This is a genomic window from Desulfobacter sp. (assembly GCA_028768545.1).
Taxonomy (GTDB): Bacteria; Desulfobacterota; Desulfobacteria; order Desulfobacterales; family Desulfobacteraceae; genus Desulfobacter.
In genome coordinates this window covers 68,702-95,395 of record CP054838.1, presented here as the reverse complement: position 1 = coordinate 95,395, position 26,694 = coordinate 68,702, and the positions used below count along the sequence as shown (strand labels likewise).

Below are 26,694 nucleotides of genomic sequence, written 5' to 3'. Positions count from 1 at the left end.
CATTTTATTCTTTTCGGTTTTATCTTTAATTTAACTGTAGTGTATTGTTCGAAGCGACTATGCCGGGATAATTTTTGCCAGGGGGAAAACAATGGACACACGGGTGGAAAAAGATACCATGGGGCAGATCGAGGTGCCGGCCCAGGCCTATTGGGGGGCCCAGACCCAGCGGGCTCTGGAAAATTTTTCCATGGGAGAAGAGCCCATGCCAAAAGAAATCATCCAGGCCTTTGGATATGTTAAAAAAGCCGCTGCCTTGGTAAATGCCTCTTTTGGCCGATTATCTTGTCAAAAAAAAGAATCCATTGTCCAGGTCTGTGATGAAATTATTTCAGGGGAGTTGGACGGGTATTTTCCTTTAAAAGTCTGGCAGACCGGATCCGGCACCCAGACCAATATGAATATGAATGAAGTCATCTCCAACAGGGCCCATGTTCTGGCAGGTCATGTTCTGGGAGAGACAATCCCTGAGATTCATCCCAATGACCATGTGAATTGCTCCCAGTCCTCCAATGACACCTTTCCTACAGCCATGCATTTGGCAGGGGTGATTTTGCTTAAAACCACCACCCTGCCCGGACTGACCGTGCTGGCCCGGGCTTTGGATCAAAAATCCAGGGATTGGGCAGATATTGTCAAAACCGGGCGGACCCATTTTATGGATGCCGTACCCCTGACCCTGGGCCAGGAATTTTCAGGCTATGCCAGCATGGTCTTTGGGGCCATATCCCGGATTGAATCAGACCTTGAAAGGCTGTATCAACTGGCCATGGGCGGCACTGCCGTGGGCACCGGGCTCAACTGCCCTCCGGGATTTGACAGGGCAGTGGCCGAAACGCTGGCAAAACTCACCGGCCATCCCTTTGTCACAGCCCCAAACAAGTTTGAGGCCCTGGCTGCACACGACGCGCTCGTGGCCTCCCACGGCAGTTTAAAGGCATCTGCCGTCAGCCTGATGAAAATTGCCAATGATATCAGGATGCTGGGCTCAGGCCCCCGGTGCGGGATAGCAGAACTTCGCCTGCCAGCCAATGAACCGGGATCATCCATCATGCCGGGCAAGGTCAATCCCACCCAGGCCGAAGCCCTGACCATGGCCTGTGCCCAGGTTATGGGCAATGATACGGCCATCACCATTGCAGGGGCATCCGGTCATTTTGAACTCAACGTGTTCAAGCCTTTGATCATTGCCAACTATATCCAGTCTGCACGGCTTTTGGGAGAAAGCGCCCTGTGTTTTGCCCGCAAATGTGTTCAGGGTCTTGAGCCGAACCTGGAGGTGATCCAGACCCATCTTGAAAATTCCCTGATGCTGGTAACGGCCTTAAATCCCCATTTGGGCTATGACAAGGCTGCCCAGATTGCCAAACATGCCCATGAAAAAGGGGTGACCTTGAAACAGGCAGCTCTGACTCTGGATTTAGTCCGGGCGGACGAGTTTGACGATCTGGTCGATCCCCTGTCCATGACCCAGCCCCGGGATATAAATGAATAAACCCCTTAAGGAGGTGCCCATGACCCGTGTTGCCCTGTTTAAACCCTATCCCTTTAAGCTCGGTCAAAAGATTTGTATTCAAGATTCAGTAAGGTCCGGGGACTGGGAGGTGGTCAAGGTGACAGATCATAAAATCACCCTGCGCTGCCCCATATCCAAAAAAGAGTTTGCCTGGAGCCGATTTTGTTATCTTGCGGCCGAAGAAGAAAGAGGCTGGCCTGCCAAGGACTGATCCCATGTTTTGGGACGTTAACTTATTTGATTAAAAAGGAAAAAAATCATGGATGTGATTTTGCTCATGGCCACCACCCTGGACGGGAAAATTGCCAGGGATTCAAATCAGCTGGTGGACTGGACCGGCAAGGCCGATAAATCTTATTTTGTTGAAATTACCCGGGCCACCGGGGTGATGATCATGGGATCCAAAACCTATGACACCATCGGCAGACCCTTGCCGAATCGTTTGAATATCGTCATGACCCGGGACAAAACCAGAACGAGCCAGGAGGATAATCTGGTGTTTACGGATCAGGCCCCGGCTCAGATCCTCAAGGACCTTGAGGCCAGGGGGTATGAAAGGGTCGCCCTCATCGGCGGCTCTTTGGTGAATACCCTTTTTGCCACTGAAAACCTGATCACCGAAGTTCATCTGACCATGGTGCCCAGGGTGTTTGGTACCGGGCTTTCTTTGTTCAGCCAAGAGATGGATATGCGACTTTTGCTTGATCAAACCCGGGAAATTGACAAGGGGCATGTTTTGATGATTTATAAGGTGATAACATGAGTTTAAAAGAAAATCAGGGGCCTGGGATAAAAAAAAAGAAAAAACCGGCTTTATTAAGGCTTTTGGACTGGATTGCCCAAGGGACTGCCAGGGCCCGGAAAAAGGGGCAGGGCCCATGTAAATCCTGAGCCCGGGGCAAATGACCGGTCCGGTAAACAAAGAGGAATAAAATTATCTTGAAACTTCCTGGAAAGCAGTTATACTCGCCTGAACATGAATGATAAACAAAGGACTCTGCCTGGGGATTGATATGATGAAAGAGCGTGTAAAAGGATTGCTGCAGAAGATCAATTTTATTGAAACAGACATGGAATTGCAAAAACAGATTTTGTTTTCCATTCCTTCGGACCAGAAAGATGAGATGAAAAAGGTGATGGATCAGCTTGCCTCCCAAAAACAGCAGATTTTAGATCTGAGGGAAAAGATCAAAGAGATTGATCCTGAAGAATATGACAGGATCATCTGTTTGGAAGAGGCCAGTGAAACATTTAAGCGCCTTGCCAGTGAAAAAAAATTTATTGTGGTCAACACCCTCAACGAACAGGGCCAGTGTTTTGTCACCCTCAATGACGGCACAAGGATTGATTGTCTGGTGGCGGCAAAGGATGACACCGGCAATTGGACCGTCCTGACCCTTGATGGAAAGGCACAAGAATATCCGGGCGGGCTGATCCAGGAGTAAACACAGCCAATTTTTATCTGCAAAACAATCAAAACAGGAGAATACCATGGGAGGTAGGGTTTTAAGGGTGGCGGTCAGCTTGTTTTTAATGGTACAGGCAGGCCAGGCATCTGCAAAAGGCAGGAATGCAACGAGAGATACCCAACCGGTAAAACAATTTACGTCTGACCAGTTCATTGATCCTGAAACCTGTGCCGGATGTCACTCTCAAATATTTGGCCAATGGCAGTATTCCATGCACAATCTTTCCCATCAGGATGAGGTGTATAACCGGGTGGCCAAATTTTTAAGAGAGGGGCTTGTCCATGAAGGCGAGATCAAAGAGGCAGAATCCTGCGTAAAATGCCATACCCCTGTGGGCTATGTTTCAGGGTTTCCCAGACAACTCTCCGATGATCTTTCCAAAACCCCTGAAATCGCCGTCCAGGGGATTCAATGTGATTATTGCCATTCTGCCGTTGATGTTGAAAAAATGTACAATAACGGTCTGGTCCTCTCCCCGGGGCAGGGAGAAGATGATCCTGGAATCAAATACGGCCCCTTTGACGACTGTGAACCGGATTTCCACGAGGCCGCCTTTTCAAAGCTCCATGGGGATTCAAAGATATGCGGCACCTGTCATAATGTAAAACATCTGGCCTTTGGAACAGATCTTGAGACCACCTATACGGAATGGGAAAACAGTCCCTATAACAGTTCTGATCCTGAAAAAAGAGTGACCTGCCAGGGCTGTCATATGTACCAGCGCCCGGGCGTCCCTGCCACAGGTTCTACAAAAAGACCGGAAAATCCAGGGGCGGCCACGGATTACTCTGATGAACGGCCCCATATTTTTACCCATTATTTTGTGGGGGGCAATACTGCCGGCTTTGACGGCGGCGAAAAAGCGGCCATGGCTGTGGAGCGTCTTCAAAATGCAGCTAGCCTGGATTTGGATTTAAGCTTGGCTTCACAAGGAAAAATCAATGTGATTGTGACCAATTCAGGAGCAGGTCACAGCCTGCCGACCGGTGTCGGCGATCTTCGTCAGGTATGGATTGAGCTGAACCTCTTTGATGACAAGGGAAATCTTTGTTTTTCCACAGGGGGCTTGGATGAGAAAAAAGAACTGGATCCTTTGGCCGTTGTGTTTAAAACAGTATTTGGAGATGGTCAGGGCAATCCGGTGGTCAACATTGCCAAGGCAAGACAGATCCTTTCAGACACACGGATTCCTGCCGGCCAGAGCCTGACCCATACCTTTGAGACAGGGGTGTTGCCCCAAAAGGGATGGCGGGTTAAAGCCCGTCTGCTTTACCGGGGTATGGACCAGAAAATTTTAAATCTTTTGCCCGGAACTCCCATACCCGCCTTGCCTGTGGTGGAAATGGAAAAAATAAGCCAGACCTTTTAAAAGGGCCAGAAACTGCGGTCTTCCCAGATCTGGTCCATGAGATATTCCTGAAGGGAAATCAATTTTTTTAAATGGGTTTTTTCCCAGGCGGCAAGCCATTGATACAGGGCGATTTCTTCGGGGTCTTTTGCCTCTAGGGCCCTGAGGGAGTACAACTCCACAGATTGTTGTTCAAACCCGATGGCTGCGGTAACGGCTGTGGCCTCAAATCCTGCGCCATTGATATTTTTTTTGACCTCATCAGTGATCGCATTGGGTTCTGAATTTTCGGCCTTGGGATCAAGATAGTTTCCGGGTAAAAATTTGTCACTATTTTTACAGGCCTTAAATTGTTTTTCAAGTATTTCCATGTGGGCCTGCTCTTCATTTGCAAGATCTTGGAAAAATTCTTTGACTGCCTTGTCCTGGGCCTTGTCCCGGGCGGTTTCGTATAGGGTTTTGCCCTGTTGTTCCATGAAAAAGGCATTTTTCAGAATATTCAATTGCTTGAATTGATCTTGGTTCGCAGTTTCCTGATTTGATTGGTCCTGATTTAATTGATTCATGGCCGTCTCCTCTTGGCTGGGGTGGCAGATCGAAAAAATATACACCAAACCAATAAAATTTGCAAATCCTGTCAATTTTTAATATTCTCCTAATCTGAATTTTAGGGAGAAAAAAATAATGGGTTTTTTGGATATCATCCTTGTGGCAGTAGGCCTGGGAATGGATGCGGCAGCCGTATCCATGGCTGCGGCGGCTGCGGGATTTGCCCGGGATTATCGGGCTGTTTTCAGGCTGGCATTTCATTTTGGGCTGTTCCAGTTCATGATGCCGGTGGTGGGCTGGTTTTTCGGCCAGGGTTTTGCCGATCATGTCAGGGGGATTGACCATTGGATCGCCTTTGTCCTTTTGGCCTTTGTCGGGGGACGAATGATTCGCTCCGGCCTGGATCAGACCGGTACTTTGGTTCAAAAAGATCCTTCAAAGGGCCTGACCATGGTCATGCTCAGTTTTGCCACAAGCATTGACGCCCTGGCCGTGGGGTTGAGTCTTGCCATGCTGGAAATTAATATCTGGTATCCGTCCATGATCATCGGCGGGGTAACCGCGGCGATGTCGCTTGGGGCCATTGCCTTTGGACAGCGACTGGGCCTATGGTTCGGCAAAAAAATGGAAATTTTCGGGGGGCTGCTTCTGGTCTGTATCGGAATCAGAATTCTGGTTTTGGAATTTGCAGCCGGGTGATGGGCGCTTATCCCCCATGGTATTCAAGAGGTTTCCCACTTACGGAAAAAGGAAGGCGACCATGCTGACACCTGAACTGCCCTTTTATGATGAACCCGAGGGTGATGGACTTCCCCCGGGGATCCGCCGGGTGATGGACACCCATGTCCATGTGTTTCCGGACAAGATATTTACGGCGGTGAGACATTGGTTTGACGATTATGCCTGGTAGATCCGGTACCGGATGCGAACAAAGGCTTTGATCCAGTTTTTGCTGGATCGCGGAATCCGCCGGGTCACGGCCCTTCAATATGCCCATAAACCCGGTATGGCCGGGTTTATGGGCATATATGGCAGATCTTTGCAACGCCTTTCCGGGCCGGGTGATCGGCCTTGCCACCCTGTTTCCCGGGGAGGAAGGGGCGGAAGATATTTTAAACCAGGCCTTTGATCTGGGATTGGCCGGGGTGAAATTTCACGCCCATGTCCAGTGTTTTGACATGAACGCTCCTGAGCTTGACAGGATATACGGGCTTTGCCGGGAGCAAAATAAACCTTTGGTCATGCATGTGGGCAGGGAGCCCAAAAGCGAGCATTATCTTTGTGATCCCTATGAAATCTGCCGGGCGGACAAACTTGAACGGGTGCTCAAGGCCTATCCCGGCCTCAAGATCTGTGTTCCCCATCTGGGATTTGACGAAACAAGTGCGTATGCCCGTTTAATAGAGGATTATGACACCCTTTGGCTGGATACGGCCATGGTGCTCACCGATTATTTTCCCCAGGGCCGTTCGGAGAATCTGAACCGGTTGAGGACGGATAGAATCATGTACGGGTCTGATTTTCCCAATATCCCCTACGCCTGGGACAGGGAATTGATCTGGCTTGCCCGATCAGGCATGGATCTGGAAGACCTTGACCTTATTCTCTATGAAAATGCCGCGGCCTTTTACAACCTTGACAGGTAATGCCGGGAAAATGGCCACCCGGCCAAAAAGGGTTTCATGATTTACCCGGACCTGAAAAAATGGTAGTTACGGCCTGGATATAAAAATTTAAGGCAGGGTATGAAAACAGAGCACAAGACCATATTTTCCGATTCAAAACAGATGTCAGCCCTTTTGGACCAGAGCGCGGACCTAGTGGTGACCTCTCCTCCCTACCCCATGATCAAAATGTGGGATGCAGGGTTTGTCCGCCAGGACCCGGGTATTCAAAGATTGATTGACAAGGGCAAGGGATACCAGGCCTTTGAACTCATGCATCAGGTTTTGGACTGGACCTGGAAAGAGGCCTACCGTGTGCTAAAACCCGGCGGGTTTGCCTGTATCAATATCGGGGATGCTACCCGGACCCTTGATGGGAATTTTGCATTGTACACCAACCATGCCAGAATTTTAAAATCGGTTCAGGAGATTGGATTTACCCCTTTGCCCTGTATCCTCTGGCGCAAGCAGACCAATGCCCCCAACAAATTCATGGGCTCGGGCATGCTCCCGGCCGGTGCCTATGTGACCCTGGAGCATGAGTATATACTCATTCTTCGCAAGGGGGGCAAACGGGTGTTTGCAAGTGAAAAAGACAAGGAAAAAAGACGGGCGAGCGCGCTGTTCTGGGAGGAGCGAAACCTCTGGTTTTCAGATATCTGGTTTGACATTAAAGGGTCCCGCCAGGCGCTGGCAGACAAAGAGACCCGGAAAAGAAGCGCGGCCTTTCCCCTTGAACTGGCCTATCGGCTCATCAACATGTATTCGGTCAAAGAAGATTTGGTGGTGGATCCTTTTCTGGGGCTGGGTACCACGGCTTTGGCCGCCATGGCCGCGGGCCGGAACTCTGTGGGGTATGAGATTGACAACACCCTTGGTAATCCGCTTGGAAGGGGGGATGAGGGTCTTGACCAGGCGTTTTTGGACCGGGCAGGGCAGATGGTTGAAAAGCGCCTCAACGCCCATGACGCCTTTGTGGCGGATCGGGTAATAACCAAAGGCCCGCTCAAGTATGACAATTGCCACTATGGGGTTCCCGTGATGACCAACCAGGAAAGATTTTTATTGCTCAACCTGCCCCAAAAGATTGATACCATAGATGAGCATACCATCCAGGTCCGTTATCTTGACGGATCCCACCCAATTAAATGAGGAAATTAAAAGTTTAGGATGAATATTGCCAGGCAAGTCAGCCTTGAAACAGGGCTTGGAAAAAAAGAGGTTGAGGCGGTTATCTCTCTTCTGGATCAAGGGGCCACCATCTGGTTTATTGCCCGGTACAGAAAAGAAAAAACAGGATCCATGGATGAGGTGGCCATTGCCGCTATCCGGGATAAAATGGAATCATTCAAGGCCTTTTTAGACCGGAAAACCGCCATTTTAAAGTCTTTGACAGCCCGGGACCTGCTCACGTCTGAACTGGCCGCAGCCTTTGAGAAACCAAAGAGCCTGGCCGAGCTTGAAGATCTTTACCAGGGGTATAAACCCAAAAAAGAGACCCGGGCCACCAAAGCCAGGGATCAGGGGCTGGCTCCCCTGGCCGGAATTATCCGGGCCCAGGGCCAGAAGAGTCTTCAGGGGCAGGTCGTTAAATTCATTGATCCTGAAAAAAAAGTTATGGATGAACAGGCCGCCCTTGCCGGGGCCAGGGATATCATTGCAGAAGAACTGAGCCAGGATCCTTGCATCCGCAAAGCCATGAGAGAGTTGTTCTGGTCCGGGGCCATGATTTCTGCCAAAGTTAAAAAGGGAAAACAGGAGGAGGCTGCCAAGTTCAAAGATTATTTTGACTGGAGCGAACCTGCGGTAAAAGCCCCTTCCCACAGGGTGCTGGCCATGTTCCGGGGCCAGGATGAAGCCCTGCTCACCGTCCATGTACTGCCTGGGGAAGACGAGGGACTGGCATTAATGGGCAAATTCAGTCTTGACAGCTCATCCCGGACAGATCCCATGCTCCGGGAGCAGATGGCGCTTGCCATAAAAGACGGGTATAAAAGGCTCTTGTCCAAATCCATTGAAAAAGAGACCATGGCCCGTCTTAAATCCATTGCAGACCGGCTCAGCGTTGAGGTGTTTGCCAAGAATTTAAGGGAGCTGCTCCTGGCCCCGCCTTTGGGCGAAAAACGGGTCATGGCCGTTGATCCGGGATTCAGGACCGGGTGCAAAATTGTTTGCCTCACCCCCCAGGGCAACCTGGTTCATCATGATCTTATCTATATTCACAAACCCAGCCAGGCCAAAGAGACCATTCTTGGCCTGGCGGTTAAATATGATATCCAGGCCATTGCCATTGGCAACGGCACGGCCGGCCGTGAAACCCAGACGCTTGTCATGGAAGTTCTCAAAGAAAATCAAATGGATAAGGGGATTGAGGTCATCATGACCGATGAGAGCGGGGCCTCTGTTTATTCCGCCTCTGCCTGTGCCAGGGAGGAATTTTCTGACCAGGATATCACGGTGAGAGGGGCCATATCCATTGGCCGGCGCCTCATGGATCCTTTGGCCGAGCTTGTCAAAATTGATCCCAAATCCATTGGGGTGGGCCAATACCAGCATGATGTGGACCAGACCCTTTTGAGAACCAGCCTGGATGATGTGGTTAAAAGCTGTGTCAACCGGGTAGGAGTGGAGGTGAATACGGCTTCCAAGGAGCTTTTGGCCCAGGTCTCAGGGCTGAACCAGACCATTGTAGCCAATCTGGTGACCCATCGGAATGAAAATGGTGCCTTTACCAGCCGCCGCCAATTGCTCAAGGTGCCGAGACTCGGACCCAAAGCCTTTGAACAGGCGGCCGGGTTTTTGAGGATCAAGAATGCAAAAAATCCTTTGGACAACTCGGGCATTCATCCGGAATCCTACAATATCGTCAACATGATTGCCAAAGATAAAGGATGGAAAATCAACGAGGTCATGGGCCGGCCGGTTTTGTTTGAAAATATGGATCTGACCCCCTATGTGACCGTTGAAACCGGACTGCCCACCCTAAAGGATATTATTAAGGAATTGTCTGCCCCGGGCCGGGATCCAAGACAGGCGTTTCAATCCTTTGCCTTTGATGAGCGGGTGCAGAAGATAACAGACCTTGTGCCCGGAATGACCCTGCCCGGAATTGTCACCAATGTTACGGCTTTTGGCGCCTTTGTGGATGTGGGGGTTCACCAGGACGGCCTGGTCCACATCAGCCAGCTGTCAGACCGGTTTGTCAAGGATCCCGGTCAGATTGTCAGGGTCCGCCAGCAGGTGAAGGTCCGGGTGATTTCAGTGGATCCTCAAAGGAAACGGATTTCCCTGTCCATGAAAAAAGGGTGATTCCATCCGGGCTGGCCTGGTTTTAAGGGGGACCATGGGGTTATTCTTGTTTGGCTTCCGGGGTCAGATGGTCTTCAGAATCCTGGGCAGTCGTATTCACATAGGTCTGGGCGATATTGGCCGAATAAAGGACAATCTGTTTCATCAGGTCCATGAGTTCTAAATGCACCTCATTGGTTTCAATGGCATTTTCATTTTTTAAAATGATCCGTTCCAGATGCATGGCCCGGTATTGGGATTCAAGGTCCAGATATTTTCGTTCTTTTTTCATGATTTTTAAGGCCATGCGGGTGTTGGACTCCTTTAACCCGGCCTCGAGCAGCCGGACCTGCTTGATGACTTTGCCGTGGTAGATGAGCAGCTCTTCTTTACCCTCTGTTGAAAAATCATATTTGATCCGTTTTTTTTTGGCAATCAAAGGGATCATATTCCTGTGAATGATGTCGCCCATGCTTTCGATGTCCTTGACAATGGAAACCATACCAAAGACCTCTTTTGCCTGGTCCTTGGTGATATTGCCCTGGGCAATCCGGGCCAGATAAAGGCTGATTTTTTTCTGGAGGAAATCAATCTTATCCTCCCTTAAATCCAACCCCTGCATCAGGGTCAGACTGGGGATGAATGCATCTTTTCTGGGAATTTCCCTGATGAGCATCTGCCGTTCTTGGGGACTCATTTCAGGGGCGGCCATATGTTTTTCATCGGATAAAAAAGGCACAATCACGGCATTGAGCATTCTGCCTAAAAGTTTGGCCATTCTGGACATTTCCGCCCGGGCCAGATCAATGGCCAAAGAGGGGGTTTCAAGTACGGCATCTTCAATATACAGGGTGCTGATTGTTCTGTCCGGGTCTGTTTTGTGATCCGGATACAGCCGATAGATGAGTTTGGCAAACAGGGGGGTAAAGGGGAGGAAAAAAAGGCCTATGCTCACGTTGAATAAGGTGTGGGCATTGGCAAGGTCCCTTGCCGTGCCCGACCCGAACCCCTGGCCAAGGGCCTGGACCATCTGGGCAAATTTGGGAATCCAGAAGACAAACAGGGCCACGCCGGCAAGTTTGAACAATACATGGGCCAGGGCCACCCGCTTTGCCTCCCGGGATGCCCCGATACCGGCCAGCACCGCGGTGACGCAGGTGCCGATATTGGCCCCGAAGATAACCGGGATCCCAGCTTCCAGGGTGATCAGATTTTCCTGGGCCAGGACAATGAGCACCCCGGTGGTGGCAGAGCTGCTCTGGACAAGGGCCGTGAACAGGGCGCCTGCGGCAATCCCGGTCAAAGGAAGTTCCATGTTCTGCATCAGGGCGATAAAGGGGGGATAGGTTCGCAAGGGGGTCATCACATCGCTCATGAGCTTCATCCCGAAAAATAAAATGCCGAATCCCAGAATAATATCGCCGATGGACCGGATTTTTTCCGTTTTGCCAACGGTTTTAACCAAAAATCCCATGGCCAGCATGAGCAGGGCATAATCCGTGAGTTTAAAGGCGATCATCTGGGCGGTCACGGTGGTGCCGATATCGGCTCCCAGAATCACTCCTAAAGACTGTGTCAGGTTCAGCAGACCTGCCTGGACAAAGCTGACCAGCATGACTGTGGTGGCAGATGAGGACTGGATGATCATGGTGACAAAGGCGCCTACCATCATGGCCACCACCTGGTTCTGGGTCAGAGAGCTTAAGATGGAGCGCATCTTGTTTCCGGCCGTGCTTTTCATGCCCGTGCTCATCTTGTCCATGCCGTAAAGAAACAGGGCCAGTCCGCCGGCAAGACCGACACCGATGTCCACCCAGTTGATTTCCATGGAAGCCGCCCCTGCTGCTTTGGCCGGAGTGATACCTGTATACAGCAAAAGGCATAGGATGAAAAAGGGTTTGAAGCGGGTTAAATTGGATATTATTCTGTTTTGGGACTCTAATCTCATCTTAATTTATCCTGGTCAAAAGATTGGGATCGATGTTTACTATAACCGGAATTGACGGTGCGCGCCAGAATAATTTATATTGCAGGCTGCCCGGCAGGACATTTGAAAAATCCATTGAAAAAAATATGGGTCGTGGTAGAGTAGAATTATCAATACTTGTCTTGAAAAACGTGGTCAAGTCCTTACTATTAAAAGATGCGTCCGGAAAAATCATCAATACCGGACAAATTTTATAACCTGCATTTAAATGATATATTTTTATACAAAGGAGACGATTCATGGCTTCTACTCAATTAGGCGGCAACCCAGTGGCACTGGCCGGAGATTTCCCGGTCAAAGGCAGTTTGGCAAAGGCATTTACCGGGGTTCAGCAGGATCTTTCTCCCATCACCCTTGATGACCTGAAAGGAAAACAAGTGGTGCTTAATATTTTCCCCAGCATCGACACCCCGGTATGCGCGACCTCTGTCCGGAAATTCAACGAACAGGCGGCATCTCTGGACAATACTACTGTGGTATGCATTTCAGAGGATTTGCCCTTTGCCTTTCAGAGGTTCTGCGGGGCCGAGGGCATTGAAAATGTGGTCACAGCATCGGTATTCCGCAATCCTGAATTCAAAAAAGATTATGGGGTGGCCATCCAGGACGGCCCCCTGGCAGGACTGACTGCCCGGGCGGTTATCGTGGTGGACGAATCGGGTATTGTGGTCCATGCCCAGCTGGTGGATGAAATCAAAGAAGAACCTGATTATGAGGCAGCCTTTTCAGTTCTGTCATAAATCCGGTTTTTTTTTGACTTTTTTAAAATTAGGGAGAATACAATGAAGAAGATGATAAAGTGGGGCTCTATACTTGTGGGGCTGGTCCTGGTATTGATTGTGGCCGCCATTGTCCTTGTGCCCATGTTTGTGGATGTCCAGAAGTATAAGCCCCGGATCGAGGCCATTGTGGCCGAGCAGACCGGGCGTTCCTTTTCCATGGGCGATGATATCAAACTCTCTGTTTTTCCCTGGGTGGGGGTGAGCCTGTCTGACCTGAAGCTGGGCAATGCCCCGGGTTTTGGGACAAATGAGATGATTTCGGTCAAGGGCTTTGAAGTCAGGCTCAAGGTCATGCCCCTGTTGTCCCGGCAAATCCAGGTGGATACCTTTATCATGGATTCTCCCCAGATTATGCTCAAGAAAAACAAGGCCGGAAAAGGCAATTGGGAGGACTTGGGTAAAAAAGGGACAAAAGAAAAACCCAAGACAGATCAACCCTCAGAAAGCGGTTCAGATAAACCTCTGCCCATTGAGTCCCTGATGGTGGGCAAGTTCTCCATTGTCAACGGCGGCCTGGTTTATTCAGATCTCTCATCTGGAATGACCAAAAAGATCAGTGATTTAAACCTGGATCTTGTTGATATCAGTCTGGACAAGCCTGTGAAAATTGATTTCAGTGCGATTCTGGACGGGCATCCCCTGTCTGTTTCCGGCATGGCAGGCCCTTTGGGAAAAGATCCGGGTAAAGAAGATATTGGTCTGGACCTTCTGGTCAAGGCCCTGGATGAACTGGAACTTAAGCTGAAAGGACGGCTGATCAAGCCCATGACAGCCCAGACGCTGGATCTGGATCTGGAAGTCCTGCCTTTCTCGCCCAGGAAATTGTTTGACCGTCTGGGTCAGCCCTTTCCCGTGAAAACCAGTGATCCCAAGGTGCTGGACAAGGTCTCTTTCAAGGCCCGGATCAGCGGAAATGCAAGGGCTGTTTCCCTCTCCCAAGGCATGGCCGGGCTGGATAATTCTACCCTGACCTTTACAGCCCAGGCCAAGGCTTTTGACCGGCCGGATCTTAAGTTTGACCTGTCCCTGGACAAGATTGACGTTGACCGGTACCTGCCCCCCAAAGAGGAGACGGCCGCCCAAAAAACACCGGCCAAAAAAGATTCAGGCCCCCGGGCAAAAACCGATTACGCCCCTTTGCGAAAGATGGTGCTGGACGGAAAGGCCAAGATCGGCCAGTTAAAGGCAGCCAACCTGAAAATGGATAATATTCTGGTTCAGGTCACCGGGAAAAACGGGGTATTTAACCTGAATCCCTTTTCCATGGATTTTTACCAGGGCAAGGCCGGGGTCAAGGCCCGGGTCGATGTCCGGACAGACATTCCCGCAACCCAGGTCAGTGTGAATGCCCAGTCCATTCAGGCAGGCCCCATGATCAGGGATGCCGTTCAAAAAGAGATCATTGAAGGGACATTGGCCGCAGATATTATGCTGGCCATGAACGGGGATTCCCCTGAACAGATTAAATCAAGCCTGGGCGGCAAGGGCAATTTAACCTTTTTGGACGGGGCCATTGTGGGCATGGATATCGCAGGCTCCATACGAAATGCCGCATCTGGCCTGGGCCTGGGAGAAAAACAGGAGCAAAAGCCGAGAACAGATTTTGCCGAACTTAAAATTCCGTTTACCGCGGACAAGGGTCTGGTCAAGATTTCAGATGCCAGCCTGGTCTCTCCCTTGCTCAGGCTGGGGGTCAAAGGGGAAACCTTTTTGGTTAAAGAAAGCCTGGATTTCAGGGTGGAGCCCAAGGTTGTTGCTACCTTAAAGGGGCAGGGAGACACCAAGGAGCGTTCAGGCCTTTTGATACCCCTGGTGGTCACCGGCACCTATGCCTCCCCCAAGGTAAGGCCGGATCTTGCCGCTGTTGTGGGCGGTCAGATCCCTGATGCCCAAGGCATTAAAGGATTGATAGAGGGCAAGACGGAACAAGAGGGCAAGGCCGGGGAGACTGCATCACCGGAAGACAAAGCCAAAAGCCTTCTCAAGGGGTTTATTAAATAACGACCTGTTTTGATCATTGTTTTTGGTTCAATTTTTTCGTGGCAGGCAAAATTTTAATGAGATATCCGGGAAAAGGAATTAAATGAGAAAAAATAATTATATATACGGCATGGTCCTGGTGGCTTTTGTTCTGGTCTGTTCAGGCATCAGCCCTGTTCTGGCCGGCAATTCCTGGCTGGACAAGGGAAAGGGGTTGTTTAAATCTTTTTCAACGGATGAAACCGCCATTGACCAGGTCCTGTCCATGGATGAGATTATTGCCGGCCTGAAGCAGGCCCTGGAAAAGGGCTCGTCTGCCGTGGTTTCCCAGCTCAGCCTTCAGGACGGGTTCAACACGGATCAAAATATCCATATTCCGTTGCCGGAAAACCTTTCCATGGTCAAATCTTTGCTGGACAAAGCAGGCTTGGGGTCATATACCGATGATGTGGAGTTAAAACTCAACCGGGCAGCCGAGGCAAAGGCATTGTTTCTGGATGCCATTGCCCAGATGGAGTTTGAAGATGCCAAGGCCATTCTGGACGGGGCAGACGATGCTGCCACCCAGTATTTTCAGGAGAAGATGACCCCGGGCCTTACCCGGGCCATGACCCCTGTGGTGGAGCAGACCCTGGACCAGGTGGGCGCGGTCCAGGCCTATGATCGGATGATGGGAGAGTACAAGAGCCTGCCCTTTGTGCCGGATGTCAAAGGGAATCTGACCTCCCATGCCGTGACAAAGGCCATGGACGGGATTTTTTACTATCTGGCCCAGGAGGAAAAAGCCATTCGTGAGAATCCAGCCAAACGGACCACAGAATTGCTTCAAAAAGTATTTAACTGATTTCAAATTGATTTATAAAGGAAATTGCTGATGGTGGAAATCGGATTTTTAGGGGCCGCAGGCGAGGTGACCGGCTCCATGCATGTGTTGGATACCGGGGTTGATAAAATTTTATTGGATTGCGGGATGTTCCAGGGGCGGAGAAAGGAAAGCCGGGAGAAAAATCAAACATTCCCCCTGAAACGTTCTGACATTACCTCAATGGTGCTTTCCCATGCCCATATTGACCATTCCGGCAGAATTCCCATGCTTACCCGGAACGGGTTTAGCGGACGGATTATCACAACCCGGCCCACCAAGGATGCCTTAAACTACATGCTCATGGATTCGGGCCATATCCAGGAATCTGATTCCCAGTATCTTAACTACAAGTCGTTGAGGGGATTTTTATACCAGGCAGAGCAGTCTAAGACCCGTAAGACGATTTCTTCCAAGGAAAAGAACAAGATCAAGAGCCTGCTCAAAAAAAATCCCTATGACCTGGATGTCGATGCCATTGCCCGCCTTCAAAAGGATCACGGATTAGAGGTGGTGACCCCCTTGTACACCATGGACGAGGCCAGAGAATCCCTTTCTTTTATTGACGGTTATCCCTTTGGTATTCCAGTGACCATTGGTAAAAATATCACGGTAAAATTTTATGTGGCCGGCCATATCCTGGGATCTGCCTTTTCCCTGATCACCATCAACCAGGGGGAAAAACCTGTGCGGATTCTGTATACCGGGGATGTGGGGCGGTTTGACAAGCCCATACTCAAGGATCCCACCCTGATCTTTGATGAAGAGGACCGGGATATTGATCTGATGATTACGGAAAGCACCTATGGAGACCGGGAACACGAACCCGTGGAAGATCTTGGGGCGCGGATGAAGGATGTGCTGAAAAGGACGGTCGAGCGGGGCGGTTCTTTGATCATCCCCTCCTTTGCCTATGGCAGGACCCAGGAGATCATTTATATCCTCCATGAACTTTACGAGTCCGGGGCCGTGCCCAAGGTGCCCATTTATGTGGACAGCCCCCTTGCATCAAATATTACCACGGTATTTGGGGAGCATCCTGAAGCTTATGACAAGGAGACCCACGCGGCCTTTTTGGAAAAGGGGCTCAATCCCTTTTATTTTGACAAGATCAAGTTTGTGGGCACTGTGGCCGAATCCATGAACCTGACCCGGGATACCTCCCCCCATGTGGTGATTTCCGCATCGGGCATGTGTGAGGCCGGCAGGATTCTTCATCATTTAAGGTATAAGATTCATGATCCTAAAAATACCGTTCTTCTGGTGGGGTATATGGCCCAGCATACCCTGGGACGGCGTATTGAAGAACTGGGCCTGCCCAATGACAATATGGAAGAGCCGCCTGAGGTGAAAATTTTAGGTAAATCCTATCCCTTAAAAGCCCGGGTGGAAAAAATAGGCGGATTTTCTGCCCATGGGGACCGTCATGAACTCATGCGAATCGTTGACCAGTCCAACCTTAATGTAAAAAATATCGCCATTGTTCACGGGGAGTCCTCCCAGAGTGAGGCCTTTGCAGGAAGGCTTGCCCAAAAAGGGTATAATGCCTTTATTCCAAAGCCGGGGGATCGGTTTCAAGTATAGCCCTATATTCTGTTTTGGATGAGGGCTGTGCCCTCGTCCATGGGCAGCCGTTTGAGCCCTCGGCCCACGGTATCTTCCAGCACAAAGGGGAAATAGATCTTTTTTGCATCTGGCCTGGCTGCAAAAATCTGGGTGGAAAGGGCACCCATTATTTTTGAATAAAAAGGGGAGGCTTTTTGGTCCAGGGCTTCTTGGGTGAGATCAATGAGAAAGGTTATCCGGGCTGTCCCTGTCACAGGATTTATATCTGCTGCCAGAAATGGGGGTGACAGACGCTGTTCAGCGCAGGAGATCATTGAAAAATTAGATTTTGAAAATTCGTCCAGGTAGATATCCAGTTTTCCTTTTTCCAGCCTGCTCTGGGGTTTGTTCAGACAGTCTCCCCCTGCAATGATGAAGTTTAAATTTTTATTTTGAATATACTCTTTAATTAAGAGGTACAAAGGCTTGCCGCCTGTTACAGATGCTCTGATATTTTCAAATATCCACATGGTGATTCATGGCCTTGGCCATGCCTTTTTTAGTAAAGTTTATTTGTTTCAAGGCAAGGATATCAGATCACAAGACCCGATAAAACTTAAAACTTTAGTTTTCAGGGTAAAATAAAAACGTGAAGAGAGCCTAATTTTTCAGGAGGGGGATAAATGAAGAGACTCGGTGATATCCTGATGAACAGGACGAATTTCCAGGAAATACTCATGGGGAACCAAGCAATTGTCCGGGCCATGATAGAGACCGGGACCCGAGTGGTCACCTCTTATCCCGGATCTCCCACCCCGGAAATCGCCACCGCCATTGAGAGTATCCCCATAGAGGATCGCCCGTTTTATTTTGAATTTTCCGTTAATGAGAAAGTGGCCACGGAAGTGGCCTTTGGTGCTGCGGTCAACGGCAATCTTTCGTCTGTTTTTTACAAGAGTGTGGGACTTAACGTGGCCCTGGACAGCTTTGTCCAGCTGAGTCTGATGAACATTACTGTCGGTCTGGTGGTCATCTTGGGGGATGACCCGGGCGCCAATTCCTCCCAGAACGAACAGGACAACCGGAATATTTATAAAATATCCCGGGTAACCGTGCTTGAACCGGCCGACCCCCAAGAGGCGTATCTATACTATATCCATGCCGCTGCCCTTGCTGCAAAAGAACAGACCGTGGTGGTACTGCGGCTGACCACCCACGTCTGCCATGCCCGCCAAAAGATTAAATTTGGACGGACCAGGCCGCCGTTGCCTTACAAAACCGAATTTAAACGGGAAAACGGCCCTTATATCGCTTTGACCACCATGGCTCTGGACATGAAACGCGGGGCCATCCAAAAATTATCCCGGAGCAAAGCCTTTGTTCGGCAGGCAGGCTTGAACACCATTGATAAGGGCTCTGCCGGAGTGAAAAAAGGCATCATTACCTCGGGCCTGACCTATCTTTCCCTTTTGGATGTACTGGAATTTGCAGCGGTAACCCCCGGCATTCTCAAACTCGGGGCGGTAAATCCTTTGGATGAATCCATCATTCTTTCCTTTCTCAGGTCCCATGATCAGGTATTGATCCTGGAAGAACTGGATGAGATTCTGGAACTGCAGATCAAGTCCATGGCCTATGACAACGGGCTGACCACCCAAATTGTCGGCAAAACCTCTCCCGAAGATTTTGTGGGGGAATATGTCCCGGACAAGGTCTGGGACAAGATCAGATCTGAATGGCCCGGGTTTTTGCCTGAACGGGAGGCAAATCCGGTTCTCCTGACAGATGTGCCGCCGAGGCCCGCCCAGATGTGTCCGGGATGCGGCCATCGCAGTGCCTTTTTTGCCATCAAAAAAGTGTTGGAAAAACAAGATGTGACCGTGGCCGACATCGGCTGCCACACCCTGGGATACATGCCCCCCTACGAGGTGGGTGAAATTTTAATGTGCATGGGGGCATCCTGCGGCATGGCATCGGGCCTTGCCCTGAACAACGCTGAAAAACGGGTGGTGGCCTTTCTCGGGGATTCCACTTTTTTTCATGCCGGTCTGCCCGGGTTGATCAATGCCATATTTAACGATCACGATATTACCCTCATTCTTATGGAAAACGGGACCACGGCCATGACCGGTCATCAGGATCATGCCGGAGGAAAAGTTGCTGTTGAATCCCTGCTCAAGGGGCTGGGCATAGAATCCATTTTTTCCTGCGATACATACAACCAGGACAGGCTTGGGGACATGGTCAAGCAGGCCATGGCCGTGAAAGGGTTGAGCGTGGTCATTGCCAGGCATCCTTGCATGCTCAAGTTCAACCGGATCCAGAGAAAAAAACCAGGCTTTGTCCAACATTGCATAGAGATTGACCAGACCCTTTGTAGCCATACCCACGAATGCGTTGAAGGGTTTGGCTGTCCAGCCTTTGTCCGCAAGCCAGAAGGCAAGATCGATATCAACCCGGATCTTTGCATCGGGGACGGGTCCTGCCGCACCTCATGTCCTGAGCAGGCCATTGGATTTCACAGGAGGAACAAATGAATCAATTTAATATTCATATCACAGGTGTGGGCGGCCAGGGCATAGGGCTGCTCAGCCAGGCGTTGCTCAGGGGCATTGACCATGCCGGCATTCCAGTCATTGCCGTGGATACCCACGGCCTTGCCCAGCGCGGCGGGGTGGTGGTTTCCAGAATCCGGTGCGGGGTGCGGGTTCATTCTCCCATGACCATGAAGCACTCGGCCGATCTTGTTCTGGGCATGGAGGTCCATGAGGCCATGCGGGGATTATGCCTTGCCATTAAAAAAGGTGGGACCCTGGTCTATATGAATGTTTCCTGGCAGCCTTTGCCGGTCCGCCTGGGGCAGAGTGCTGAAATCACGGCCGACCAGATCAAGATTGCCTGTGACGCCGTTGGTATCAAACGCCTGGGGGTGGATTTTTCTGGCATGGGGGATCCCCGGATGCAGAATATGGCCCTGCTGGGCACGGTGGCCCGTTACACCCTGGTGGCAGATGTGGATGAATCCCACTATGTCCAAGCCTTGAAAGACCTTCTTCCAGACCATTTGCTGGACAGCAATCTGGCTTTGTTCAAGACCTTTGCCAGGGGGGAAGAATAGATTTGAGAGCATCTTGCTGATAGATCCGCCATCATTTAAAAGCCTGAAAAGGGAGTGTGGCTGACACCTGTGTTGGCTGCAGATATTTGCTTAAATTCCCTTTTTTCCTGCCTTGAATTATCCCTATTTTTTATTTTTTTTCGGGCAAGTGGTTTGCCTGCCTGGTTTGAATCGTGTTTTTTTAGGAATGGCACAAGATTTGCTCAGTATAGTCTGGCGCCTGAAAAATCAGGGCCATGAACTAAATATTTTCAGTAGTGTCCGGTTAGGTTGTTGCATATAAAAAGCATCTAAAATCATTGAAAAAACAGTCTGTTTTGTGTTGACAAATGTGCGTAAAAATTTTTGTGCGCCTTGAAAATTTAACTCAAGGAGCTCAAATGACGCACATCTCAGTCCCTAAAAAACAACTACGGTCCCTGAACTTTGACAATTTCAGGTGCCCTCTGATAAAGTCACTTTCAAAAGCACCGGAATTACAATCTCGAGGAGACCGCCCTTTAAAAATGACATTCGAAGACCAGATAAATGCTTTGGTTTATTTCCATCTTCAGGAGCACAAGTCTGCCCGACATTTAATTCAGGATCTCAAGGAGAATGTTTTTGCTAAAGAAAATATTGCGCCAGACGGTGGTATCAGCCGTAGTAGTTTCTGTGAAGCCATCAATCACAGGGGACTCGAACAACTGCAATTTATCTTTGAGGATCTTTATAAACAGGCTCTTGAGTGTCATCCGGGTGAACACGCCGAGTTAGGAGAGTTGGTTTCCATTGACGGTAGTCTCATAAATGCAGTCCTTTCAATGCACTGGGCGAACTACAGAAAAGGAAGTAAAAAAGCCAAAGTACATTGCGGATTTGACATTAATCACGGAATCCCAAACAAAATCTTTTTGACTGAAGGCAACGGCGCTGAACGCACTTTTGTTCCCAAAATACTTTCCAAGGGGCAAACAGGTGTTATGGATCGTGGATATCAATCCCATAAAGAATTTGACCTGCTTCAGGAGCAAGGCAAACATTTTGTCTGCCGTATAAAAACCAGGACAACAAGAACAATTATTGATAACCACGAGACCCCTTCCGACAGCTACATTTTTTATGATGCACTGGTTAAACTTGGTACTCCGAATCAAAACCAGACGAAAAGGCCTGTTCGGGTTGTTGGCTATAAAATTGCTGGCGTCAAATACTATGTGGCAACTGACAGGCATGATTTAACAGCGGAACAAATAGCAACAATTTATAAACTCCGGTGGACCATTGAGGATTTTTTCAAATGGTGGAAAGAACATCTGAAGGTATATCATCTCATTGCCCGCAGTGAATACGGCCTTATGGTTCAGATTCTTGGCGGCCTTATCACTTACCTGTTACTGGCAATCCATTGCCAAAAACAGTTTAATGAAAAGGTCACGATCAAAAGAGTTCGGCAGCTGCGAACCGCCATTCTAAATGACCTGTTTGGCTGCGAGGAGCAGGGCTCTCATAGTTCAAACAGGGATAATATTGTCAAAGATCAAAAAATTATTGAGCAAGCAAAAACCTAACCGGACATCACTGAAATATTTTGGAATACCAGGGATGACATCGATTTCTCATGGGTTTCCCATCAGGGAGGGGCCGGTCCCCAAATCTCCTGTTGGGAAAGGCATAGATACATTTTCCAGCGCTTATACCATTGAGGCGGCAACAGCTTTGCTCAGGCCCACGACCCAGTACGGCAAATGGATGGCACTTCGTCAACAAACTGACGGCCCGGCCTTTGAGGTGGCGGAGATGATCGTGGCCCGTCATAAATTGTTGGGGAATGCCCGCCAGGGAAGACAAATCGATTTAACCCGGTTTGACGAGTTAACCCGGAAGATCAGCCGTCAGGGAATTCATCTTTTTGATTCAAATCGCATGGGCCTGTCTGCCCCAAAAAAACAAGCACCTGATCTGCCGGAAATTCATTCCTTGAATCCGGCTGGGGCCAGGCCAAAGCTTTGGGGTCAGGATCTTGCGGCCGGCAGTTCCGTTGCCCAAGCCTTGCCCGCCAATGATCCGGAGAACCGCCTTCAGGAAGTGATTTTAAATGTCAGGGCCGGGAACCATATCTTGAGCCCGTCGCTCATGGGATACCACAGGTCTGATGCCCTGCTGGTTCCCCTGGGAGAGTTGGCCAGGATTCTTGACTTTAATATTCACACCCATATGGCGCAAAAAGAGGTCAAGGGGTGGTTTTTAACCGAGGATCGAAGGGTTTACCTGGATATTGCGTCCGGACAGGGAAAGGTTGACGGCCAAAGTGTTCAGCTTGGACCGGATCAGTTTATGACCGGGGAAGATGAGGTCTTTGTGGATACCCGGGCATTGGAAGACTGGTTTCCTGTCGGGTTTACCTATGATTTTAGTGATCAATCCCTGGTTTTAGATCCCCAAGAGACGTTGCCCTTTCAGGCCCGTCTGGATAGAGAACAGCTCCAGAGGAGGGAAAGGGGCCGTAAACCCAATGCAGCGAAACTTCCCTTAAAACCGCCGGAATACAATTTTATTGATCCCATGTTTGTGGATTTCGGCTTTTCAGGAGACTATAAGGATACAGAATCCATCCATGGGGGGGGAAGGGGGAACTATTACCTTCTGGGTAGAGGGGATCTTGGTTTCATGAATTCGGAACTCTATATGACAGGGGATGAAAACGAACCCTTTAGCACCACCCGGCTGACATTGGCCCGGGAGGATCCTGACGGGGGACTTCTCGGTCCCTTAAATGCCACCCGCATCGGCATCGGGGATGTCCGTATCCCCGGGTTTCCCGTTATAGACGGCGGAAAATATGAACGGGGCGCCACCCTGGAGAACCTGCCCCTTGATATGCCCGGTGAATATGATACCACTTTTTTTTCCGGTAATATGGCACCGGGCTGGGATTTTGAATTGTACAGAAACGGAATGCTTCTCAGCAGCCAGCGGGTGGGAACCAAGGGCCGGTATGATTTTGATGATGTTCCTCTTTACTATGGAAACAATGAATTTCTTTTGAAATTCTACGGTCCCCAGGGCCAGGAAAAAGAAGAGATCAAGCGCATCAACGTGGGGGCCGGCATGATCAAGCCGGGTGAGCATCAATACCAGTTTTCAGTATCCCAGAAAGATGAAAGGCTGTTTGATGCAAGGCAGTATATACCTGAAACGGCAGACAAGGAATCTTTAAGGCTTCAGGCCAGATACCGTTATGGGCTTAGCCGGGATCTGGCCTTCCAGGGGGGGCTGCTCTCCCAGGATATCAATGATGAGACCCATCATTATGTGAATATCGGTGCCCAGGGCCAGATTGAAGAGGCCTATGTCAGCGGCGATTATATCCATGATCTGAACGGGGGAGACGCCATTGAAGTCACGGGCCAGAAAAGGTTTGGAAACTTGGATTTCAGGCTCAAACAACAGGTGTATCACAATTTTATCAAAGAGGGAGAAACCGATCAATCCAACAAGATTAAGTATAGAACCGATATTTCCACCTTTGGTACCCTGAACGCCTTTGAGGATATCACTCAGATTCCGTTTTCCCTGAGTTTTAAAAATACCCGGCGGGAGACCTCGGAGGAGCGGATCCTGGGTGCACGGTTTTCAGCCAATCTGAACAATACCTATGTGAATAATTATCTTCAGTACAAGGATGATACCAACGCGCCTGAAGGAAATTCCAATGTGGAAGGATCGGTTCAGACCACGTCCCAGCTTGGGAAATTAAGGCTGCGGACCCATTTGAACTATAATATGTATCCGGAATTTGGGCTGGATCAGGCCGGGGTCTCAGGACTTTACGACCTGACCCGGGAACTCAACTCTGAACTCAGTTTTACCCATGATATGGAGAACGATGATCTGACAACAGGCTCTTTGGGGGTCAACTGGAATAACGGGAAATTTATCCTCTCTCCCCGTGTTTCCTATAATTCCAATGATGAATTCACTGGGTTCTTATCTTTTTCCACCTCAATGGGCATGGAACCCAGGTCCAAAAAAGTAAAATTTTCGTCCATCCGCCAGGCTGACCAGGGCGCTGTTTCTGCCCGGGTTTTTCTGGATAAAAACAGCAACACGGTTTTTGACCAGGGGGATGAGCCCCTGGAAGGCGCCGAGGTCCAGGCAGATCAGGCATATAAAACCGCTAAAACCGATGCTGACGGCATCGGGTTTATCACAGGGTTAAGAAAAAATATACCCACAGACATCACCCTGAAAACAGAGACGCTGGAGGATCCGTTCTGGGAACCCGGGCAACAGGGAAAATCCATATTGCCCAGGCCGGGCCATGTACAAATTGTTGATATCCCGGTGATCACAACAGGGGAGGTTGACGGTACCCTGTTTTTGGAAAATCTTAAAGGGGAGAAAAAGAGTCTGAATCATGCCCCGCTTCAGCTTTTGGACAATTCCGGAAAAGTGATTCAGGAGATCAAGTCAGAATATGACGGGTTTTACCTGTTTATGAAAGTTCCCCCGGGAAGGTATTCAGTGAGGCTGGCGCCTGATTTTGAAAAAGATCTGGGAACCCGGGCAATGGCTTTGCTGCCCGTCACCATAGGGGATGACGGGACTGTGGTCAACGGTCATGACCTGGTATTCACCTATGAAAGGCCAGATCCTGGGGCCATGGCGGCAACACCTGTTCTGGCCCAAGAAGACCCTGCCCGGGTCCGGGACAATGGTTTGGCTGCCCAATCCCGGGAAATTGGACCGGTTGGATCATTGCCCGGCGACAAACTGGAAAAACCAGGTGTATTGTCTCCAACGCCAGTTTCCCAGGCGTCTGAAAGGGGTGAAATCCCTGCCGGGCCGGGGAAACAAGCCCAGGTTCAAACACGACCTGGCCTTGAATCCATTCCATTGCCATCCAAAACCCAACCCCCCCCCCAATATTGCGGCCGTTCCAAAATTAAAATGGGTAAAAGAGATCAGTCAAACGGCTGCCAAGGCGGCTGTCAAACAGCACTACGGACTTCATTTGGCCTCATACCGATCCCTTGACAAGGCCGTTGCCGGTATCGGGTACCTGCAAAATAAGCATAAGGCCTTGTTGGAACAGGCAGAGTTTACCATCCAGAAAACAGATCTTGGGGCTGGAAAAGGGATCTGGCACCGGGTGATTGCCGGAAACATGGCCTTCTCTTTCCAGGCCAGGGCCCTGGCCGGAAAGATGAAACAAAAATCAGCATACTGCCGCCCGTTGAAAAGGGGCGGCAGTTCGGTGTGCACACGGCATCTTACCGGAGTGTGGGCGATGCGGTTCAGGGGCTTAAATCAATCAGTGAAATCGTGGGGTGCCTTGACGATCGCCTGTCCATCAGGAGAAGCGATTTAGGAGACAAGGGCATTTGGTACCGGGTGATCATGGGACAGTTTGATGATCTGTTTGATGCAAAGAATATGGCGTCAGCCCTGGAACAAAAAGGACTTTACGCCAGACCCATGGATTTTGCCTCTGCTGGTCTATTATTTTAAGTTAAATGACCATGAACCCATTTCAGGGGTTTCTTTTTTTTCAAGATCCTGGATTTTCAACTGAATGACACCCTTGGGAAGTGTTTCCAGGGATTTTAAGGGGATGTTCACGATCTGGAAATGGTTGGGCGTATAAAAAGAAAGCCCCTTGAGTTCACCGATTTTTACAGCCTTAGATCCGGATGTTGTGTGAAAGGCCTGAATATTAAAATGGGAGGAGTAAAGTCCTTTTCGGGTTAACCGGGTTTCCAGGGAATAGGTGTTGGGTGAGTCCCATTTTTTCACTACCGGAGTTGCGGGGGTAATGCTCACATCCCCCTGGCCGTGGCGGATAATGATGGGGATGGTGACACTGAAGACCACATCCAGGCTGACGCTAACTCCCTCGGTGTTACCGGTTTCCGCCGGTTTGGACAATTGGTCCGGAATGGGTACGACCCTGAGGTGTGCCCGGTATTCTCCCGGGTCGGGCTGAGCACCACCCCCCGGTTAAATGCATGAACAGGGAATGCCAGAATCGTTGTCCCAAGGATAAAGGCAGTTAATAGGACAAGACAAAGGTTTAGAGCGTATGATTTCATGGCAGAGAGTTGTTCCTTGTGTTCATGGATTATCAAATTGGACCGTGATGTTAATGTCAAAATTATAGTTGTTGTCCGGCTGTCCGCTGTTGATATGAAGCAATGCCCCGATGTGGAAGTCCAATATGCCCACACCTGAGCTGACCACAGGGCTGGCTGTAGATCTTAAGGTGAACTGGTCGATTGTGTGGGAGGCGGGAGCTCCCCTCACCCCCACACTGGCCGGAAATATCAGGGTGATGGTTTCTCCCGGAGTATCTGAAAATACCCGTATCAATCCGCTGTGCCCGCCGTTTATAAATGAATTTCCCCCGCCGTAGACATTGGGCAGGGCAGGGCCTGTTGAGGCATCAATTTCAATTTGATCTCCTGACGGGGCATTGACGATATTGCCAAAGTATAGGGGCTGGACAGATAATATATGGCCGGCATAGAGAAATGCCGGCCATGTGAAAAACCAGGCTGAGGCCAGGCCGAGTATGTGTCGGATTTTTTTGGGGGGGGCCATTGCC

At 49.8% G+C, this 26,694-nt stretch carries 22 protein-coding genes and 1 pseudogene; 18 read left to right on the top strand and 5 right to left on the bottom strand.

Annotated features, from left to right (window positions below):
• The first annotated feature begins 91 nt into the window (after positions 1 to 91).
• The 5 genes from fumC to HUN05_00460 all read left to right on the top strand — a co-directional run bounded on the left by fumC (position 92) and on the right by HUN05_00460 (position 4,354).
• Entirely contained in the window at positions 92 to 1,495 is a 1,404-nt protein-coding gene (gene fumC, locus HUN05_00480; protein ID WDP83830.1) for a class II fumarate hydratase, read from the top strand.
• Positions 1,496 to 1,514: 19 nt separating this feature from the next.
• Positions 1,515 to 1,727: a hypothetical protein gene (locus HUN05_00475; GenBank protein ID WDP87852.1), complete on the top strand. Its 213-nt coding sequence runs from the start codon at positions 1,515 to 1,517 to the stop codon at positions 1,725 to 1,727.
• Between the two features lie 48 nt (positions 1,728 to 1,775).
• Complete coding sequence (locus tag HUN05_00470; protein ID WDP83829.1) at positions 1,776 to 2,279, top strand: dihydrofolate reductase; 504 nt, start codon at positions 1,776 to 1,778, stop codon at positions 2,277 to 2,279.
• Positions 2,280 to 2,532: 253 nt separating this feature from the next.
• A complete protein-coding gene (locus tag HUN05_00465) occupies positions 2,533 to 2,961 on the top strand; it encodes a hypothetical protein (GenBank protein WDP87851.1) in 429 nt (142 codons plus the stop codon).
• A 46-nt stretch (positions 2,962 to 3,007) separates the two neighbouring features.
• Positions 3,008 to 4,354, top strand: coding sequence for a cytochrome c554 family protein (locus tag HUN05_00460; protein ID WDP83828.1), 1,347 nt, complete (start codon positions 3,008 to 3,010; stop codon positions 4,352 to 4,354).
• Here HUN05_00460 and HUN05_00455 read toward each other — a convergent pair.
• The gene (locus HUN05_00455) at positions 4,351 to 4,899 is read right to left on the bottom strand and encodes a ferritin family protein (protein ID WDP83827.1); all 549 of its coding nucleotides are present in this window, start codon (positions 4,897 to 4,899) and stop codon (positions 4,351 to 4,353) included. The genes HUN05_00460 and HUN05_00455 overlap by 4 nt on opposite strands.
• Before the next feature lie 118 nt (positions 4,900 to 5,017).
• Between HUN05_00455 and HUN05_00450 the strand changes: the two genes are divergently transcribed.
• The 4 genes and pseudogenes from HUN05_00450 to HUN05_00435 all read left to right on the top strand — a co-directional run bounded on the left by HUN05_00450 (position 5,018) and on the right by HUN05_00435 (position 9,855).
• The gene (locus HUN05_00450) at positions 5,018 to 5,581 is read left to right on the top strand and encodes a manganese efflux pump (protein ID WDP83826.1); all 564 of its coding nucleotides are present in this window, start codon (positions 5,018 to 5,020) and stop codon (positions 5,579 to 5,581) included.
• Positions 5,582 to 5,642: 61 nt separating this feature from the next.
• Positions 5,643 to 6,528, top strand: a pseudogene (locus tag HUN05_00445) (amidohydrolase).
• A gap of 99 nt (positions 6,529 to 6,627) precedes the next feature.
• Complete coding sequence (locus HUN05_00440) at positions 6,628 to 7,698, top strand: site-specific DNA-methyltransferase (protein ID WDP83825.1); 1,071 nt, start codon at positions 6,628 to 6,630, stop codon at positions 7,696 to 7,698.
• A gap of 18 nt (positions 7,699 to 7,716) precedes the next feature.
• Positions 7,717 to 9,855: an RNA-binding transcriptional accessory protein gene (locus HUN05_00435; GenBank protein ID WDP83824.1), complete on the top strand. Its 2,139-nt coding sequence runs from the start codon at positions 7,717 to 7,719 to the stop codon at positions 9,853 to 9,855.
• 40 nt (positions 9,856 to 9,895) lie between these two features.
• On the opposite strand, the gene HUN05_00430 is transcribed toward HUN05_00435, so the two are convergent.
• Positions 9,896 to 11,782, bottom strand: coding sequence for a Na/Pi cotransporter family protein (locus HUN05_00430; protein ID WDP83823.1), 1,887 nt, complete (start codon positions 11,780 to 11,782; stop codon positions 9,896 to 9,898).
• A gap of 278 nt (positions 11,783 to 12,060) precedes the next feature.
• On the opposite strand from HUN05_00430, the gene tpx reads away from it, so the two are divergent.
• The 4 genes from tpx (at position 12,061) to HUN05_00410 (ending at position 17,029) form a co-directional block, all read left to right on the top strand.
• Positions 12,061 to 12,561 (top strand): thiol peroxidase, encoded by a 501-nt coding sequence (tpx, locus tag HUN05_00425; protein WDP83822.1) that lies wholly within the window; start codon positions 12,061 to 12,063, stop codon positions 12,559 to 12,561.
• 42 nt (positions 12,562 to 12,603) lie between these two features.
• Positions 12,604 to 14,604, top strand: a complete 2,001-nt coding sequence (locus tag HUN05_00420) for an AsmA family protein (GenBank protein ID WDP83821.1) — start codon at positions 12,604 to 12,606, stop codon at positions 14,602 to 14,604.
• Positions 14,605 to 14,686: 82 nt separating this feature from the next.
• Positions 14,687 to 15,427, top strand: coding sequence for a DUF4197 domain-containing protein (locus tag HUN05_00415; GenBank protein ID WDP83820.1), 741 nt, complete (start codon positions 14,687 to 14,689; stop codon positions 15,425 to 15,427).
• A 30-nt stretch (positions 15,428 to 15,457) separates the two neighbouring features.
• Positions 15,458 to 17,029: an MBL fold metallo-hydrolase gene (locus HUN05_00410; GenBank protein WDP83819.1), complete on the top strand. Its 1,572-nt coding sequence runs from the start codon at positions 15,458 to 15,460 to the stop codon at positions 17,027 to 17,029.
• Between the two features lie 2 nt (positions 17,030 to 17,031).
• Here HUN05_00410 and HUN05_00405 read toward each other — a convergent pair whose 3' ends face one another.
• Complete coding sequence (locus HUN05_00405) at positions 17,032 to 17,472, bottom strand: hypothetical protein (protein ID WDP83818.1); 441 nt, start codon at positions 17,470 to 17,472, stop codon at positions 17,032 to 17,034.
• Between the two features lie 201 nt (positions 17,473 to 17,673).
• Between HUN05_00405 and HUN05_00400 the strand changes: the two genes are divergently transcribed.
• The 5 genes from HUN05_00400 (at position 17,674) to HUN05_00380 (ending at position 25,601) form a co-directional block, all read left to right on the top strand.
• Positions 17,674 to 19,527 carry a 4Fe-4S binding protein gene (locus HUN05_00400; protein ID WDP83817.1) on the top strand — a complete coding sequence of 618 codons (1,854 nt, stop codon included), beginning with the start codon at positions 17,674 to 17,676 and terminating at the stop codon, positions 19,525 to 19,527.
• Positions 19,524 to 20,108, top strand: coding sequence for a 2-oxoacid:acceptor oxidoreductase family protein (locus tag HUN05_00395; protein ID WDP83816.1), 585 nt, complete (start codon positions 19,524 to 19,526; stop codon positions 20,106 to 20,108). The genes HUN05_00400 and HUN05_00395 overlap by 4 nt, the downstream gene beginning before the upstream one ends.
• Before the next feature lie 380 nt (positions 20,109 to 20,488).
• A complete protein-coding gene (locus HUN05_00390) occupies positions 20,489 to 21,658 on the top strand; it encodes an IS4 family transposase (protein WDP87850.1) in 1,170 nt (389 codons plus the stop codon).
• A 34-nt stretch (positions 21,659 to 21,692) separates the two neighbouring features.
• Positions 21,693 to 25,127: a hypothetical protein gene (locus HUN05_00385; protein ID WDP83815.1), complete on the top strand. Its 3,435-nt coding sequence runs from the start codon at positions 21,693 to 21,695 to the stop codon at positions 25,125 to 25,127.
• 222 nt (positions 25,128 to 25,349) lie between these two features.
• A complete protein-coding gene (locus tag HUN05_00380) occupies positions 25,350 to 25,601 on the top strand; it encodes a hypothetical protein (protein WDP83814.1) in 252 nt (83 codons plus the stop codon).
• On the opposite strand, the gene HUN05_00375 is transcribed toward HUN05_00380, so the two are convergent.
• Entirely contained in the window at positions 25,593 to 26,018 is a 426-nt protein-coding gene (locus HUN05_00375) for a hypothetical protein (GenBank protein WDP83813.1), read from the bottom strand. The two genes, HUN05_00380 and HUN05_00375, sit on opposite strands and share 9 nt — an antisense overlap.
• 186 nt (positions 26,019 to 26,204) lie before the next feature.
• Positions 26,205 to 26,690 (bottom strand): DUF4402 domain-containing protein, encoded by a 486-nt coding sequence (locus tag HUN05_00370; GenBank protein WDP83812.1) that lies wholly within the window; start codon positions 26,688 to 26,690, stop codon positions 26,205 to 26,207.
• Positions 26,691 to 26,694 lie beyond the last annotated feature (4 nt).

Excerpts from the sequence above, each read along its gene's own strand:
- fumC (WDP83830.1), top strand. The coding sequence starts at position 92 with ATGGACACACGGGTGGAAAAAGATACCATGGGGCAGATCGAGGTGCCG.
- HUN05_00475 (WDP87852.1), top strand. The coding sequence starts at position 1,515 with ATGACCCGTGTTGCCCTGTTTAAACCCTATCCCTTTAAGCTCGGTCAA.
- HUN05_00470 (WDP83829.1), top strand. The coding sequence starts at position 1,776 with ATGGATGTGATTTTGCTCATGGCCACCACCCTGGACGGGAAAATTGCC.
- HUN05_00465 (WDP87851.1), top strand. The coding sequence starts at position 2,533 with ATGAAAGAGCGTGTAAAAGGATTGCTGCAGAAGATCAATTTTATTGAA.
- HUN05_00460 (WDP83828.1), top strand. The coding sequence starts at position 3,008 with ATGGGAGGTAGGGTTTTAAGGGTGGCGGTCAGCTTGTTTTTAATGGTA.
- HUN05_00455 (WDP83827.1), bottom strand. The coding sequence starts at position 4,899 with ATGAATCAATTAAATCAGGACCAATCAAATCAGGAAACTGCGAACCAA.
- HUN05_00450 (WDP83826.1), top strand. The coding sequence starts at position 5,018 with ATGGGTTTTTTGGATATCATCCTTGTGGCAGTAGGCCTGGGAATGGAT.
- HUN05_00440 (WDP83825.1), top strand. The coding sequence starts at position 6,628 with ATGAAAACAGAGCACAAGACCATATTTTCCGATTCAAAACAGATGTCA.
- HUN05_00435 (WDP83824.1), top strand. The coding sequence starts at position 7,717 with ATGAATATTGCCAGGCAAGTCAGCCTTGAAACAGGGCTTGGAAAAAAA.
- HUN05_00430 (WDP83823.1), bottom strand. The coding sequence starts at position 11,782 with ATGAGATTAGAGTCCCAAAACAGAATAATATCCAATTTAACCCGCTTC.
- tpx (WDP83822.1), top strand. The coding sequence starts at position 12,061 with ATGGCTTCTACTCAATTAGGCGGCAACCCAGTGGCACTGGCCGGAGAT.
- HUN05_00420 (WDP83821.1), top strand. The coding sequence starts at position 12,604 with ATGAAGAAGATGATAAAGTGGGGCTCTATACTTGTGGGGCTGGTCCTG.
- HUN05_00415 (WDP83820.1), top strand. The coding sequence starts at position 14,687 with ATGAGAAAAAATAATTATATATACGGCATGGTCCTGGTGGCTTTTGTT.
- HUN05_00410 (WDP83819.1), top strand. The coding sequence starts at position 15,458 with ATGGTGGAAATCGGATTTTTAGGGGCCGCAGGCGAGGTGACCGGCTCC.
- HUN05_00400 (WDP83817.1), top strand. The coding sequence starts at position 17,674 with ATGAAGAGACTCGGTGATATCCTGATGAACAGGACGAATTTCCAGGAA.
- HUN05_00395 (WDP83816.1), top strand. The coding sequence starts at position 19,524 with ATGAATCAATTTAATATTCATATCACAGGTGTGGGCGGCCAGGGCATA.
- HUN05_00390 (WDP87850.1), top strand. The coding sequence starts at position 20,489 with ATGACGCACATCTCAGTCCCTAAAAAACAACTACGGTCCCTGAACTTT.
- HUN05_00385 (WDP83815.1), top strand. The coding sequence starts at position 21,693 with ATGACATCGATTTCTCATGGGTTTCCCATCAGGGAGGGGCCGGTCCCC.
- HUN05_00370 (WDP83812.1), bottom strand. The coding sequence starts at position 26,690 with ATGGCCCCCCCCAAAAAAATCCGACACATACTCGGCCTGGCCTCAGCC.